8 protein-coding genes are annotated in these 16,290 nt (G+C 37.9%); 2 read left to right on the top strand and 6 right to left on the bottom strand.

Going from position 1 to position 16,290, the window contains the following annotated elements:
- Positions 1–61: 61 nt before the first annotated feature.
- The 3 genes from MKZ26_RS18215 to MKZ26_RS18205 form a co-directional block, all read right to left on the bottom strand.
- A complete protein-coding gene (locus tag MKZ26_RS18215) occupies positions 62–943 on the bottom strand; it encodes a DUF1672 family protein (RefSeq protein WP_340767059.1) in 882 nt (293 codons plus the stop codon).
- A gap of 678 nt (positions 944–1,621) precedes the next feature.
- Positions 1,622–2,902, bottom strand: a complete 1,281-nt coding sequence (locus tag MKZ26_RS18210) for an aminotransferase class V-fold PLP-dependent enzyme (RefSeq protein WP_187045874.1) — start codon at positions 2,900–2,902, stop codon at positions 1,622–1,624.
- 25 nt (positions 2,903–2,927) lie between these two features.
- Positions 2,928–4,190: a dicarboxylate/amino acid:cation symporter gene (locus MKZ26_RS18205; RefSeq protein WP_187045875.1), complete on the bottom strand. Its 1,263-nt coding sequence runs from the start codon at positions 4,188–4,190 to the stop codon at positions 2,928–2,930.
- Between the two features lie 130 nt (positions 4,191–4,320).
- On the opposite strand from MKZ26_RS18205, the gene MKZ26_RS18200 reads away from it, so the two are divergent.
- A complete protein-coding gene (locus MKZ26_RS18200; protein WP_187045876.1) occupies positions 4,321–5,229 on the top strand; it encodes a LysR family transcriptional regulator in 909 nt (302 codons plus the stop codon).
- 507 nt (positions 5,230–5,736) lie between these two features.
- Here MKZ26_RS18200 and MKZ26_RS18195 read toward each other — a convergent pair.
- Complete coding sequence (locus tag MKZ26_RS18195; RefSeq protein ID WP_340767058.1) at positions 5,737–7,305, bottom strand: glycoside hydrolase family 10 protein; 1,569 nt, start codon at positions 7,303–7,305, stop codon at positions 5,737–5,739.
- 244 nt (positions 7,306–7,549) lie between these two features.
- Here MKZ26_RS18195 and MKZ26_RS18190 point away from each other — a divergent pair, with 244 nt between their 5' ends.
- Positions 7,550–7,648, top strand: a complete 99-nt coding sequence (locus tag MKZ26_RS18190) for a YvrJ family protein (protein ID WP_340767686.1) — start codon at positions 7,550–7,552, stop codon at positions 7,646–7,648.
- Between the two features lie 478 nt (positions 7,649–8,126).
- Here MKZ26_RS18190 and MKZ26_RS18185 read toward each other — a convergent pair whose 3' ends face one another.
- Positions 8,127–11,879: a DUF6359 domain-containing protein gene (locus MKZ26_RS18185; RefSeq protein WP_340767056.1), complete on the bottom strand. Its 3,753-nt coding sequence runs from the start codon at positions 11,877–11,879 to the stop codon at positions 8,127–8,129.
- Between the two features lie 41 nt (positions 11,880–11,920).
- Entirely contained in the window at positions 11,921–15,412 is a 3,492-nt protein-coding gene (locus tag MKZ26_RS18180; RefSeq protein ID WP_340767055.1) for an S-layer homology domain-containing protein, read from the bottom strand.
- Positions 15,413–16,290: the final 878 nt, after the last annotated feature.

Raw genomic sequence — 16,290 nt, 5'->3', positions numbered from 1 at the left:
CAATCAGAGGGAGGGTTCTTCATCCACCGAATATGAGACTTGAGGGATTTTTTCTACCTCCTCATTCTTTCAAAATTTCATTTGGATTCATACTTTCCAGCGTATTATCCTTTGTTCCGATACCTCTTCTTTTATCAATCAAGTTATCATTCAAAATAATTGTATACGCACCTCTAGGTATACCTTCCATCTCATTAATATCTGAAACGATTTTATCAAAGACCGCCTGATCGGGTTCCGTGTCAGATTCTTTCATAAATAATTCTATGAGAATCAACATTTGATCGGGCTTGAAATCAGCTTTACTCAAATTCTTTTTTATTTCTTCTTTACTAATTTCCGGGTTTTCTAAATACATATCATATATCCCTTGAAATTCGTTACCGAGCTTGCTTGTTCTGTACACTGAACTCGAGAATCCAGAACCTCCGACTTTTTCTATTGCCTCTATTGGTACTCCGACAACAGGGTATTTTTGAAGTATACTATCCAAGTATTCATCTAGCGTTGTAAATTCTTGTTCATAAATCATTGCATATAATGCGCCTTGAATCGCATTTTCAACTTGCCCTTCTTCGGACCAGACTTCATCACTTTCCACGGTTTCACTATCCACATCGATTGGTATAATTGCATACGTATAAAAATGGGGTTCACCTACTGATTCCACAAATACGGTTGCACCATCGACTGCCCCGATGATGTTATGGACAATCACTTCTGTTTTATAGGTGCTTAAGAAATACTTTTGGACCGCTTCTTCGATTTCTCCCCGGTGTTCTTCAACCAGTTTTCCTGTTTCTGGTCTGCTGTCGCGCAATTTATAACCTTCACCGGTGTAGTCCTGTACACGTACGAAGTTCTCTATTTCGTACGCATTTCTCTTGTTTTCAGTCGACGGTTTCTTGACCTCAATTTTTTCATTGTTGGTTAAATTATCCATACCCGTACATCCTCCTACTAGTAATGAGGAGCTCAATGTTAGTGCCAGTATGTTTTTATAGCCAATATTCAATGAATACACCTCAAATGTCTATAGTAGATTGTTGTCCCTCTTCTATATAAAAAGCGCTATCAATGATTTACATGAATTTTCCATAATACTAATAGATACCACTAGGATAACCAACTGTCAAAGAAAGACAATATACAATGATATAAGCTTAGATCATTTAACCCACACGAAATATGCCATTCCATTTAAACAAGTAACAATTGTCTGCTATTAGTTGATACCATTCTAGTAAACTGTTACTAATACAGTAAGATACCTTACGGACTGCCTCGTAACCATTACTTTAGGTTCATTCTCCCTATTTTCAAGAATCGGAAAATACCTTGATATGAAGGTATTTATGTGGTTAGTAGATAATTGGATTTCTGTTTGTTGGACACTTTACTGATTTGATTGGACACTCCAACCTTTGCTGGACGCTTCCGCGGATTCATTGGATACTAACCCAAGAATGGTTAGATTCTTACGGTGTCACCTAACCAAATTCGACATTATCACATCTTCGAACCCTAATAAAAACAGCTTCAATCCAGATATAAAGTCTGAATTGAAGCTGTTTTTATTTTAGCGCCCTCGCGTAATACAGAGTTTATTTCCAGTCCCCTTTCACCGTATTATTTCAGAAATCTTCTGTGTGATTTCAAGGAATTTATCTACATCTGTAGACGTATGGCAATGAATTGGAGAGACTCGAACAATGGCATCCAAATTCACTGCATCCAGAATTCTTTTGGAGTAGTGGCTGCTCGACTCCCTTGCGTAGACCAAAATATTTTGTTCTCCATATAATTGGACAGCCTCCTCGCAAGATATATTATCGAAGGTCAATGCCAAAATAAGATCTTGTCTAATTCCATTCGCTTCTTCGAAATGTACTGTAACATTCGAAATATCCTTTATACCTGGCCTTTCATTCGATCCGTTAATCAGCCGGTTTAAGATAGCCTGCTCTTGCAAATGGATTCGATTCATCCCTTCCGTAATTAATGTTCTACGATCGTCAGACGAGTTGAAATAACTGCCTATTTCGCAAATATAATCAATTACTTTAGAGAAACTTGCAAATTGTGCAGGTGTCGGACTACCAATATTCCAGTTATCATCATCTGTCGCAAGTAATCTATGATGCGGAAGCGAAGCAATGCGATTAGAAAGATACGCATATCCTACACCGCGATTGCCGAACATTTTATATGGAGCAATATTTAGAGCATCAATTTTCCATTTATCAACATCAATTGGACCATGGGGGGCTCCCTGTACGGCATCTACCACTATAATAGTATCAGGATTTTTCAGACGTATCGCATCCGCATAGCCTTTAATATCATGCATGGCTCCTGTAATATTGGAGGTTAAAATAACGGATACAAGAACTGTTTCTTCGTCAATCAGCTTCAGAATATTTTCCAAAGGAATGCTGCCTGACTTTGGATCAGCCTTAGCAACCCGCAACTCATGTTTGTACTGCTCTGCTGAAAACTGACATGCGTCATAAGATGAAGGATGTTCAATGTCTGTTGTTACAATGTTACCACTAGACTTATCCATTGCAATGGTCGTAATTATTTCAAACATCAACTTGGATGCAGTGAGGGACGTTGCAATCGAACCATCCTTGGCATTCAGAATAAGTCGGATATCTTCCGTTCCTTTTTCAATTACTTTCCGAATGTCCATTGCTATATCATGCGTACGCTCAGGACAGTCCGGCAACGAGGATAACTGTGTTTGTGCGTCAACAGCAGATTTTAATCTTAACGATCCCCCTGCATTTTCAAAAAATAGCCGATCATTCCCGTAAGCATCCTCATTTACGTATAAGAAACTGTCAGATATCAACTTTTGTAATTGTTGTGGAAAAAAATTAGTATTGCGTTCTAACATAACAGCACGACCTCCCAGTGATATATTAAAAGACTTCTTGTTCATCCGTCTTTATTTTATTATTTTTCGCATTGAATATTTCTTCATCCAAATCGTCGTTCTTCTTGGCAACGATTGTTGTACCTGTCAAATCACCGGCAATGTTCAATGTTGTATGTCCCATATCAATTACTGGCCAAATTGCTGCTAAAATTGGAATAATCAATAGTGGCATCCCTAATGCTTCCAAAAGGACAATAGACATGACAATTCCCGCACCACGCACTCCTGCGGCACCTATTGACAAGACCAATCCTAATAAAACGAATTGTACTATTAAACCAAATGTAATTTCTATTCCATATAGATTTGCGGCAAATACAGAAATGATCCCAATTGCAACCGCAAAACCATCCATATTCGCCGTTGCACCAAACGGAATTGTGAATCCAGCAGTTTTTTCAGAAATTCCCAAGTTCCTTTTTGTAACTTGGAGTGAAACCGGAATGGTAGCAGAACTTGTAGATGTCGTAAATGCAAAGAGCATCGATGGATATATGTTTTTATAGAATTGAATCGGATTTAAACCGGTTGTAAATTTTAACATGATCGGATAGACAACTAGCAATACAACCATCAATGCAATATAGTCTGCAACTACAAATTTCACAACAGCAGATAACATTTCTGACCCGAATGTCCCTACCAGATTTGCAAGCAGTGCAAGTATTCCATAAGGCGCTAATTGAATAATATATCCCGTTAATTTCAGCATGAGGTTCGCACCTTCATTAACAAACTTTGTAATAGTCGGAACCTTTTCTTCACCAAGGGTAAGCATGACAAGTCCAATGATCACTGTAAATACAATGATTTGGAGCATCTCCATATTCGCCAATGATTGGAATATATTATTAGGCACCCACGATAGAAAGTGTTCTACGAAATCGAACTCCACCGTTTCAACCTTTTCTCCATGATTTAATAATGATTGTAATCCTTTACCTGGTTTTAGTATAAGCGCAACAATTACCCCAATCGTTGTTGCAATGATACTCGTAATGATCAAATAGACTAAAAAAGAACCGCCGACTTTACCAACTGATTTTGCATCTTTCATACTTAATATCCCAGCCAGAACCGACGTGATAACCAGCGGTATAATTAACATTTGGAGCAAGCGAATAAATAACGTCCCCAAAGGTGCTATGTATTTTGCATTCTCCCCTAAAATAAATCCAAGGATTATTCCAAGTATCCCCCCGATTGCGATTTGCGTGTACAATGGTAATTTAAGCCACCGTTTCATTTCAATTCCCCCTTTTTGAAATATTGTGAAAGCCCTTTCATAGTTTTAAGTGTAACAAGCAAGATATATATAGTAAAATTAAATATATAACTATTAATTATCGATAAATTAGATATATAGGGGGCATTATATGAATCTTAGTCAAGTCGAAACTTTCTTGTCTATTGTCAGACTGGGTAGTCTTTCGAAAGCGGCGAATCATCTTTATGTTTCTCAATCAACAATAAGCCAGCGTTTGAATAACATTGAAAAAGAATACAGTGTCATATTATTGGAACGTGAAAAAGGTGTAAAAAGCGTTTCACTGACAAATGAAGGTGAACGATTTTATCAAATTGCATTGAAGTATGAATCCTTATTATTGGAAGCGAAAAATTTGAAATCGATGAGCACGGAAGCTACCATCACAATTGGGGCTGTCGATAGTGTGCATAATTATATATTGAATACCATATATCCATTGATTTCTCAGCAAAACTCCCATATCCGTATTGCTATTCACACACATCAATCCAATGAAATTTATTCCTTGATTGATCGTAGAGAAATCGATATAGGCTTTTCTTTACAAGATCGTATTCTGCGTAACGTAAAGGTAAGTCTATTGTTTGAAGAACAAATGGTATTGATTCGAAGTAAGGAAAATGACTTTATCGATCGCATTATTCCCAATAATGAACTTATCCCGGAAAATCAGCTTTATATTAATTGGGGAATCGATTATCATATTTGGCATGAGAAACATTGGGGGCCACCTACTAATACATATATTCAAATCGACACTGCAAAAATGCTACTGGAGTTCCTATCTAAAGGGGATTATTGGGCGGTTGTTCCTGTTTCAATTGCCAGGAATTTTCATAAACAAGGGTGGATTGACGTCTGCTTACTCGAAGATCCACCGCCATTTAGGAATTGCTACCAGGTTGAAAGAGAAGGTCTAAACATCCATGCACAACAGGTCAGTGAATTCATTTTTCAATCAAAAACAAGGATTGAGCAAATAGTAAGACCTTGGGAAAATCAAATTGGTTACTAACTATTGTCCGATTACATAACTGGGACTGTTTGATATTGGTTTCAATCTACCGAAGGATTATTTTTTATTTTGTCGAGACTAAAGGAAACAGGAATCAGATATTGACTAACATGATTTTTCATGGGATGAATAACTAGGTTATGTGGAACACCTGGAGGGATTTTTCTCTTTGGAGTTTTTGGTGTGGATTGATGACGTCGGGTTGGGAATGGTTGGAGGCTTTCCTGAGTTTGTTGGACACTCCTTCGTTGGTTGGGCGCTTTCCGTGAAAGATTGAACACTTTCGGCGATTCGTTGGAGACCCCACCAATTTTATTACTCACATTAACTTGTCTCTATCATCAAAACACAAAAAGCCCTTTGATTGCTAAAAGGGCTTTTCTGTTTGCTATGAATGACTAACTTTTCTTTGGTTACCGAAACACCTGTAGGCTCAATATAGCGTACCTACACTTCGTTTATTCCAGGTATTCATCTGTCCAACCTATACAAATTAGCGTTATTTCCCTAGCGCCTAACCTCTTCAGACGTCACAACATATGCATTCTCACTCTCAACGCCAGTGGCGGATACGGAAGTAATTCCATAGGTGTATTGTTTGTTGCGGTTTGCTGTCTTATCTAAAAATACGGTATTCCCTTTTGTATTATAGACAACATCTACTATGCTATGAGGATTTTCATAGGATCCTACTTGGTTTCCTTCAAAACGGTAGATCACATATTTTCTTGGTTGCGTAGTCGTTTGATCCTGGATAACTAACTTCATTCCAGCTATATCCTTGTTAGCTTGTACCCATGTTGGTTCTGCTGGAATGGCCGCGTTGCTCCAAGAAGTTGCTGGCGTTAAAGCAGTATAATTATAAAGTTGTTGCTTCAGGATTGTTGCATAACCAAGCTGATTTTTTTGGATGCTCTTTAAAGAAAAGTGCATTTGACCCGTAGCTATTTGGTTTGCTCTGTTAGCTATTACTTGGTTTGGTAACTCCATTTTGTTCTTCCATGCTTTATCGGCGTCAACGCCAACTTTATAATCAGCTAGACCAATATATAGATTAACAGGATGTTTGTCAGCATAGGTGTCTACTTCTTTACTCCACCAATCTAATAGAGTTGAATACTTAGCCACTGACAGTGTTTTAGACCAGTAGATTTGTGGCGTAATATAATCAATACTGCCGTCTTTAATCCATTGTCTTGTGTCTGCATATAAGTCATCATAATTTGTTACACCAGCTCGCGTACTGCTGCCAGTAGGATCCATTGATTGATTGCGCCACACTCCAAATGGAGAAATCCCAAATTGCACATGCGGTTTAGTTGTTTTAATTGATGAATAAACCTTTTTGACGAGTTGGTTGACATTATCTCGACGCCAATCGGCTATTTTTTTGAAAGAAGATCCATATTTCTTAAATGCAGCTTGATCGGGAAAAGTTTCATTTTTAATTTTATAAGGATAAAAGTAATCATCCATATGAACAGCATCAATATCATATTTAGCTACTAATTCTTTAACTGTAGCTATTAAATAATTTTGTACTTCAGGAAGTCCAGGATTCAAATAATATTGCTTACCATATTTAACTACCCAGCCAGGATTTGTACGGGCTACATTACTAGGCGCAAGGCTTGCCAATGTTTGGCCAGGCATTGTAACTCGGTAAGGATTGACCCATGCATGTAGCTCCATACCACGCTTGTGCGCTTCATTAACCATTATTAATAAAGGATCGTAACCAGGGCTTTTCCCTTGTTTCCCCCCTGTTATATAGGATGACCATGGCGCCAATTTAGAAGGATATAACGCATCATTTGTTGGTTTTACTTGATAAATAACTGCATTGAATTTATTAGCTTTCAAGTGATCCAATGTTTTCTGTACCCAAGCAGTATATTGAGCTGCATTCATGCCTGGTTTCATATCCACATTTTGAACGGTTGCAATCCAAGCCGCACGCATCTCGTTTTTAGGGGGAGTCACGCTTGCTCCTTTAACCTGTAACGGTAGGAGTGAAATAAGTAAAACGAGTGTTATAGCCGCTGATAATGTAGCTTTAAATAGATGTTTTTTCATTATAAATAACTTCCTTCCTTACCCTATGTAATGGTTTTTCTAGTATTTCGAGTAGTTGTCCATCTTTTTGACTTCTTTATTTCCATTTCCCCCTGTATCCTTATCCTATTCTAATTGTATCCAATTATAGGTAAATATGAAAGGAGTAATTCCCCAATTAAAGTATCCACAAGAACTTCCGTATTTTATCTACTCAAAGAAAGAAGCTGACGAGATGGAACAATGGATGAGTTTTATATAAGAAATCGGTTTTCCGATATTTGTATCATTCTTTCTTTTGCACCAGCTCGAAAAGAAGCTTGTGGCGATTCATGATGCACTTCTTGCGTTGAAAGTAGAGTGAATTTCAAGAAATACGGGGGAATCGTTTACTCGGTTTCAAAACAGCCCTTTTATTAATTTCCTAACCACTTTCGTTACTCGGTCACTATCCCATCTACAAAGATCGATGCCAAATAATATGGCCCCTCAATCATGAAATCAATTGAAGGGCTTTTTGGTATTTATATTTACAGTTATGGTGAAATTATTTCACTGAGAAGTAGTCCAATATTTTTCTATCTCCCCGCAAAAAAGTGCACGACATAAAGGAAATCAATTCATAGATATAGGGGATCGTGCAAAAGGAGATTAGACAAATACGTAGATGTCTAATCTCCTTTTGCTTGTTTAACTACCTACGTAAGGAGTGATTATAACAAGTCACTGGATTATATATAAAAGGAAAAATTCAGCCCAAGAACAAACTTCTAAGTTCTCTTTTTCACTTTATGCAATTGCAGGAATTCCACCAATTAATGTTCCAAACCAATAATATAGCATCAAGATGCAATTTGCATATCAGCTGGACCAACCTGATTCCATATAAATTCCGCCCATTCAGGGTGATCAATATCTGTTGGCGATCCAATATCAGCAGTTACCGTTACCAAAAAACTAGTTGTAACAGAATTGGTTCCGTCTGAAGCTGTCACTCCTACGATATGGCCGCCTTCAGAGAGTATTAAATTTAATGAATCTCCTTCAATTATACCCAGAGTAGATACAAATACCAGCTCATCATTCTCAGGGTCAGAGTAGTAGTCAGTCAATACAAGAGTAATTGATTCTCCACTTTTAACTGTTTGGTTCGGAATAGCATTCTTGACAACCGGCACATTGTTTCCAGCAGGCAAAAAAGGAACCTCTATGGGTTCCCCTTTCGCATTTGTGAATATAATGTTTTCCTTACTTGCACCGTTGATAAATTTAATGTCTTGAATGTTTTCAGCGTCTCTAACTTCTTTTACGTTCGCTCCATCAATGATGACTTCTTTTACATGAGTACCCTTGAAATCAATAATCGCTCCAGACTCAACCGGCTTAAGTGTTACTGCTGTGCTTGCAAATCCTACACCATGGAATTCTGCATAAGCACCTGTGAACACAATACCTTCGATAATAACTGACTTGTCGTCGAGTGTAACAGAAACGCTCGGCTTACCAATTGTTAATTTTTTCGTTTCAAGTTTTTTAATGTTGTATATTTTTTCTGCAACGATTGGAATAATAACATCCTTACCTGCAAGGTCAATTTGCACAAGAACTGGATCGTGATCGCTTGCACGTCCTGCCATATCAGTGAAATCCGCGTTGATATGGAGGATATCTATTTCTGTTTTATCAACTAAATTATTGGTAACTAGAATGTGATCCAATACTTGTGAGTTACCTCCAAACACGTATGAGTAACGATCAGCCGTGTTCACTTTGTTAATCATATTTGTCATATTATCACCCTCATGAATCTTTAGGGTCTCAGAGAATTGGAAGTCGTTAAAATCACCAAGAGATACTATGTTCGCCTTCGGATTTTGTGTTTTTACATCCTTCACAAAATCATTTACGATGTTTGCTATTTTATGGCGTTGTACTTCACTACCGTAGACCGGTGGTTGTTTTTGTCCAAATAATGGAGTATCTCCATTTTTTGAATTCCAATGGTTGGCAATGACGATAACACTTTCCCCTTTGAAATCGAACTGCGCTGCTAAAGGCTTACGGCTACTGTTAAATGCGGCATTTGCCGGATCAATACGACCAGGATTTACTGTTAACTTACCATCTTTGTACCCGACTGCCGTTGTTGCATCCCCCTCGGGATTACCTTTCGTTAACGTTACTCGCGCTGGATTGTAGAGGAATCCAACGCGAATATTCGCATTTGGTGCGCCGCCATCTTGATTGTTAACGGGGTCGATATTTGCGTATTCATAGTTTACGCCGCCTGCTTTTTTAATCTCGGCAATCAGTCTCCCATAACTTTCGGACGCGTCTGAGTTTCCCGCATCTTGACCATTATTGTCTTGTACTTCTGTTACACCAACAATATCAGGACTTTGCATGTCTGTAGCAATAGCTCTTGCCAATTTTTCAGCTTTGTCATCGGTTGTAGATTTTTTATTATTTGAGAAGTTCTCCAAGTTGTAAGAACCAATCGTTAACTTGTCATCTGCTTTTACAATGGTTGTTTCCTCTGGCTTCGCATTTCCTTTTGAATGCTTCGCTTTCATTTCATCCAACGAAGCATAAATTTTGTAGTTTTGGTATGAGTAGCCGACTACACCTACAATTGGCCCTTTGAATTTGTCACCAGTCGCAACTTCAAAGCTACGTGCCGTACCATTTGGCTCTAAGCGAAATTGGATGCGGTCCGCATTTTGGTTATTTTCTTCTAATAGGAGTCCACCGTGTAAGGAGTTCGTTTTCTTGCTTTCAAGAACGGTTACAAGGTCCCCATTATCTTGTGGTGCTACGGCTTTTACATCGCCAACTTGTACACGCATACCTTCTAAGCTTTCCCAGAAATCAAGTGCATCTACGTCCGGGTTGAATACTGCTAAATTATCGCTATCAATATGCTCTGTTGGCAAGTTATTTTTGTCAATGATGATTGGTGCCGGTAATTCTACATTTTTCTTCACAACTTTTACTTTTCCGCTTTGATCGTCTCGGACATTAATTTGCGTTGTTTTCATGTCAGTTGTTTGTCGATCATCATAGCCATCGATTGCATATTCGCTAACTTTTCCGCTTACGGCTACTAAATCTCCCACCTGGATTGGCCAAGCACTTTTACCACTGTAAAGGAGAATCGCTTCTGATGTATTCGGATTATTATCCGCTAATGCGTCCGGTGTTTGGATAGTATAATATGTTGAACCGCTTAACTCGAAAGAATAGGTAACAATTCCTTCTATACCTTCTACTGTTTTATTTTCAAATGTGGACGTATGTCCCTCACCTTGGATATCATGAATTTGAAGACTATCCGTAATTGTATAGTCAAATGTTTTCACTTCACTAGTAGTTCCATCTTCAGCTTTTACAACTGCTTTAATCGTTGTATTTTCTTTGATTTCAATTGGCGTACCATATTCAGTACCATCAACGATTGGATCTTTACCATCAACTGTGTACAGAATTTGTGCTTTCGCCGTACTAGTTGATAATGTTACAGTCGTCCCTCCGACAAACGTTCCACTCCCTGGATTCGCAGTAACAGGTTGCATAATTGAACTATCTACAACAATGTCTTGCTGTGAGCGTGGAATGATTTGATAAGCCGTACCAAATTGCTGGACGATTCCTGCAATCGATTCGTAGTTACTTCCTACAATTAACCCTAATGTACTATTCTCATCACGGACAATAAATTCCGTTGTCCCGTCAGTCGCTGTAAAGTTATTATTCGCATCTACCGCAGTTAATGTGACTTTATTCGCTTGAACTAGAAGTGATTCATGTGCTTCATTTACTTCTGCTCCAGTGACAACTTTAGGCGTTGGTGCTCCAACGTTTTCGACTTTCTCAACGATTGTAGCTGCATCCAATTGAAGAAGGCCATTGTAATCTGCTAATGAACCTTTCAGTGTCACTTCATCTCCAACTGTTGCTGCCAAACTCGCAGGTCGTACTGCGATACCGCCAGTTGCATCTTGAACTGACACTGTATTTTTTAAGTTTGCTGCCACTACGGCTTTGATTGTAACTGTTTCGCCAATTTTTGAAGCACGGGCTTCTGAGATTGAAATAATTCCTGTTGGTTCTTCAGGCTCTTCAGGTTCTCCACCTGTTGCGAACTTCATTTCTGTCGGCGACTTTAAACCAGCTAAACCATTGTATGTTTCTAGGTTTCCTGTAATAATTAGCTCCTTACCAATATTGCTAGGATTAGAGTTTAAACCAAATTCAGCTCTAAATGCCGCTGAAAGTTGAACTGAAATTACTTTACCACTATCAGATTCATCAATACCATCTGCTAAGACAAGATTAAAATCATCTTTAAACTTACTAGGATCATTTGTTATCGATTTACTTCCAGTGGTATATCCTACAACATATCCTTTAACCGTTGCTTTTCCTGTATTATTCGCAATTGCATCTGACACATTTATTACTTCAGCTGCTTTAGCTGTTTGGGTAGTCATCGGAGTAATCAGGCTAAGTAGTAATAGGAATATTAAACCTATATTCATTACTTTCCGCTTATTTTTCTTCATAATTCCGCTCCCGTCATTTCTAAAGTTTTTCATGGAAATACTCCCAGCCGAAACTGGAAGATTCTTTACTAGATTTAAAAATTCGTTTCTCCATCGACAGTAATACCATCAAGGTCAAAGTTTTTCCCATCAACCCCTGAAACATCCAAATTTCCTTCAACGGTAATGTTTGCAAATGACACATCTCCCGTTGGAATACCTGTAAGGATCAAGTTTCCTTTGACAACTGCATTTTTAAGGGAAGCTACGTCTGTAATGAATACTTTCACATCCCCTTTGTACACTTTTGGCGCATTAACTGTACCAGAGAAATCCTCGCCTGCAACATCTCCACCAGGAAGTTCAGTACCCGGTTCTTCGACAACACCGGCTAGATCTACAATACGACCTTCAATGACAGTTGGAATTGTTTTTAGTGATACTAAATGTTCTCTTAAGTTTTCCCAATCTGAAAGTCCAAGATCCGTTACACGACCTGCTTCATAAGCTTTTTTAAGAACATCATAGCCGTCTCCACCTTTAGCAGTAAATGCATTTGTTGCTACTGTGTACATCTCAGAATCTAGGATTTCAGTATACGTACCATCTGCATTTTTATAGGCAATTGAAACGATACGCTCTCCAGTAGGTTTCGAAGAATCGAATTCTACTTTCGCACCAGCTATGTGTAAAAACCCACCGCTTTCTTTTGGATACTCTTTAAAACTAATTTCAAATGTATCTTTTAGTTCGGAACCTGTTAGATCCATTGTCGCTAATGTGTTACCAAATGGAAGTACTGTGATTACTTCACCTACTGTGATTGGACCTGCTCCAATACCAGCGCGAATTCCACCACCATTTTGGAATGCCATAATTACTTTTTTGTCTTTTGCATAGTCTTGCGCTTTTGCTAGCATGCCATCTGTAATTAAGTTCCCTAGAATCGTTTCACTAGCTCGTACACTTGTGCCTGGCACATAATCTTTATCAGTTATTCTAGGACTTACTAGTGCACTATCAAGTGTTACTCCAATTTCCTTTTCATTTACAGCTGCGATTTGATCCTTATAAGGTTTTAAGAGCGCAACTGCCTCAGGATCTTCTGCTTTATCTGCAGTTTTAATTAACTTTCCTGCATGTCCTATAACGACACCATTTTTATCAAATTCAACATCTAACGTCCCAAGGTAATCTGAATATTGATAGGCTTGTACAATAATTGTTTTATCTTTCGCTTTTCCATTTCCATCTTTGTCTACAACTACAGGTTTGTCTAATTGCGTATGACTATGTCCACCTACAATTACGTCAATCCCAGCTACATGTGCAGCTAGTTCTTGGTCGTTGTCCATAGCAGCATTGTCATCAAAACCAATATGTGTAAGTGCGACGATTTTGTTTACACCCATTGCTTCAAATTCAGCAACCATTTTTTTAGCATCTGCAATATAGTTTGAGAATGTAATTTTTCCTGGGCTTGCAATGTCCGCCGTTTCAGCAGTTGTAAGTCCAAAGATACCGACTTTTTCACCGTTTATTTCTTTTACAATTCCCGTGTAGATATTGCTTTTTTTAGGTGTTGTTGAAATTTTCGTATTGAACAATCCATCAAACAATGGATCTTTCGAGAAATCTACGTTTGATGATACAAAGGGGAAGTTTGCTGCTTTAATGAAGTCGACCAATGCTTGATGACCTTCCGCTGATGAACCAAGGTCAAACTCATGGTTACCAAATGTCATAGCGTCGACCTTCATTAAATTCATAAATGCTAAGTCTGCTTGGCCTAGAAATTCATTAAAATATAAAGTACCGGAGAAAACATCCCCTGCATTTAATAACAATGCATCCGGCTTAACTGTACGTACTTCTTTCACTGCTGTAACAAGCCTTGGTGCTTTGTCAGTATTAGCATGTATATCATTTACGTGCATCAAAGAAAGGTTAAACGCTTTTTCTCCACCGCCAATTGGCGGATTCGGGCTTGTGTTTCCACCATTAGAAGTACCACCGCTATTGGATCCATCAAAATTCACAATAACATCTTTTACTGTTACCCCTTTTGGCAGTTCAAAACTACCAACCTTTGTTCTAGCACCTAATGTAATTGTCGTACCTTTAAGTTTAACAATAACTTTTTCGATTTCCCCTACTGTTAAGAGCTTCAAGTTAATCTTAAATTCGACGACAACATTTTTGATAGTGGCTGTTCCATCAAACGATAATGCATTAGGCGTGTCCACTGAAAGGCTTCCAACTAACGCATCAAGCGTAACGCTCGTCGCACCTTTTTCGACAGTCACTTTTGGCAATGTAATTCCCTTATCAGCTTTTAAATGGACGTTCGATAAAAGGGTGAATCCTTGTACTGTTGAATTCCCTTTTACTTCAATGATTATTTTTTTGCTCTTAGACAATTCAACAGATTGTATGATAGCGTTCGTGAATACAACACTTGGTTCTTTCTTTCCTACAGCAGCTGTTCCGAACACTTTTCCAACTCGGTTAAGTGAGGTATTATCAGTAATACTTACTTTTCCTAAAACCGTCATTTCATTCGCTTTAAAACTATTTTCTACCTCTGCCCCTATCTCCAAATTGCCTGCAATCGTTAAGTTTTTCAATGAAACATAATCACCATTCACACGTACTGTTCCTGCAAATTTAGATCCTTGTCCATCTAGTACAACGTCGTTTGATTCATTGCCATTCGCTGTAAGTTCAATTGAAGCCATTTCAACGAGTACGCCGTCTTTAACTGTATAGTCTAAGACTGCTCCTGAAAGAGCTGCCGAATTGGAAGCATTTAAAACTTTCTTCATGTCCGCGGACATTGCATATGTTCCAGTCGATAGCTTAACGGACTCATTTGTTACACTCACCAATTTTGCTGTATTTTTAATAATCGAGTCATTTTGATCAACAAGGGAAGCCGATTCACTTCGAACGATCAATGAAGCCATTTGCCCTCTTGTTACAAAAGCATTTGGTTCAAATGTAGTTGGAGTAGTTCCAGTTGTAATTTCATTGGTGATCAAAGCTTGAACATAATCTGCAAACCAGTGTTCAGCTTTTACATCTTTAAATGGGCTATTCGTAAGCTTGGCTTCTTCTAGATTAAATCCGATACTTAGCATCTTGGCTATATGCGCACGTGTCAGTGACCCACCAGGCTTAAATGTCTTATCGTCATACCCTTTTACTACACCTGCTTCAACAAGGGCAGCAATTGATCCATAATGCGGGTCTGTCACTTTCACATCTTTAAATCCCGGATTTTTCACATTTTTCGTGTCTAATCCAAGTGTTTGCGCTAATACGCTTGCGATTTGTCCCCGGGTTACTGACTGATTAGGTTTAAAAGTACCATCGCCAAAACCTTTTACTATACCTCTAGAAGCCAGACTTCTAACACTGTCATAGAAATGATGACTTTCAATATCCTTTACATCAGAAAACGTGGGAATTTTTACCTCATCAGCTTTTATATATACTGGTGCACCTACTGCAAGTGTTCCAGTTGCTACCGCTACAGCTAATGACGCCCCGAATATTTTTTGATATGAATTGGTATGTTTCTTCATTTACTGACCTCCTTTAATCATGTGTAATTTAGGGATTGAGTTAATCCTTAAATTAAGGTTACCATTCTAAATCCCTTTAAATGTTAAGTGATTATTAATATTGGCGTGTATTGTTATTTCATTGTAAAAAGTGTTAAATTTATCACATGTGTTGATTAACCAAAGATAACCAGCAAAAAACTGAATCAATACTAGGCGCTTCGTGTACAGTATGATTGGAATTACTTTGGATTAATACGATTACCCTGATGTCTGGATGTGTAAGGATACGTATGGTTCTTATTCATCCCTCGCGCTTCAAATAGTTAGCATACAAAGTGCTAAAGCTTTTCGGGACGAAAGATTAGCGAGGCGAGTTTTTCAAGCCTTTCTTACCTGCTCTTTATGCAAGAAGATGGTTAGTCAACAGACGTGTAAATTTATTAAGATTCCTGTCGGGCTGTCCATTTTATCCGAATTTCTCAATCCTCTCCTAGTCATAAATTTCATCGAATATGACATAATGTCAATATTTTATCTCTATCTCACATATCCCCATTCTAAGCATACAATTCTATTGGCATTATATTAATTTAAATATTACGACATATTAATTGATTTTCGACATACTAATAGGTTCTAGTAGTTCATATCCTATTAACTTACATAATATTTTAGGTGATTATGTATAATGGTGTAGAAAAGTTTCTCTATATTTCAAGCGAGTAATGGGACATAAACAGTATTTAGACAAATCTCAGAAAGTAACACATGTAAGTGACAAATATTTAATTCAAAACCTGCAAAATGAAAGAATAACCTAAATGAACGCAAAAAAAATCAGACATTCGCCAATATGTCTGATTTTCATTGTATGTTTATGAAATTGAAGTGTAATT

This window comes from Sporosarcina sp. FSL K6-6792 (assembly GCF_038004885.1).
In the GTDB taxonomy this organism is placed as follows: domain Bacteria; phylum Bacillota; class Bacilli; order Bacillales_A; family Planococcaceae; genus Sporosarcina; species Sporosarcina psychrophila.
Note: the sequence above shows the minus strand (reverse complement) of the source record. Positions and strands in the feature narration are given on the sequence as shown.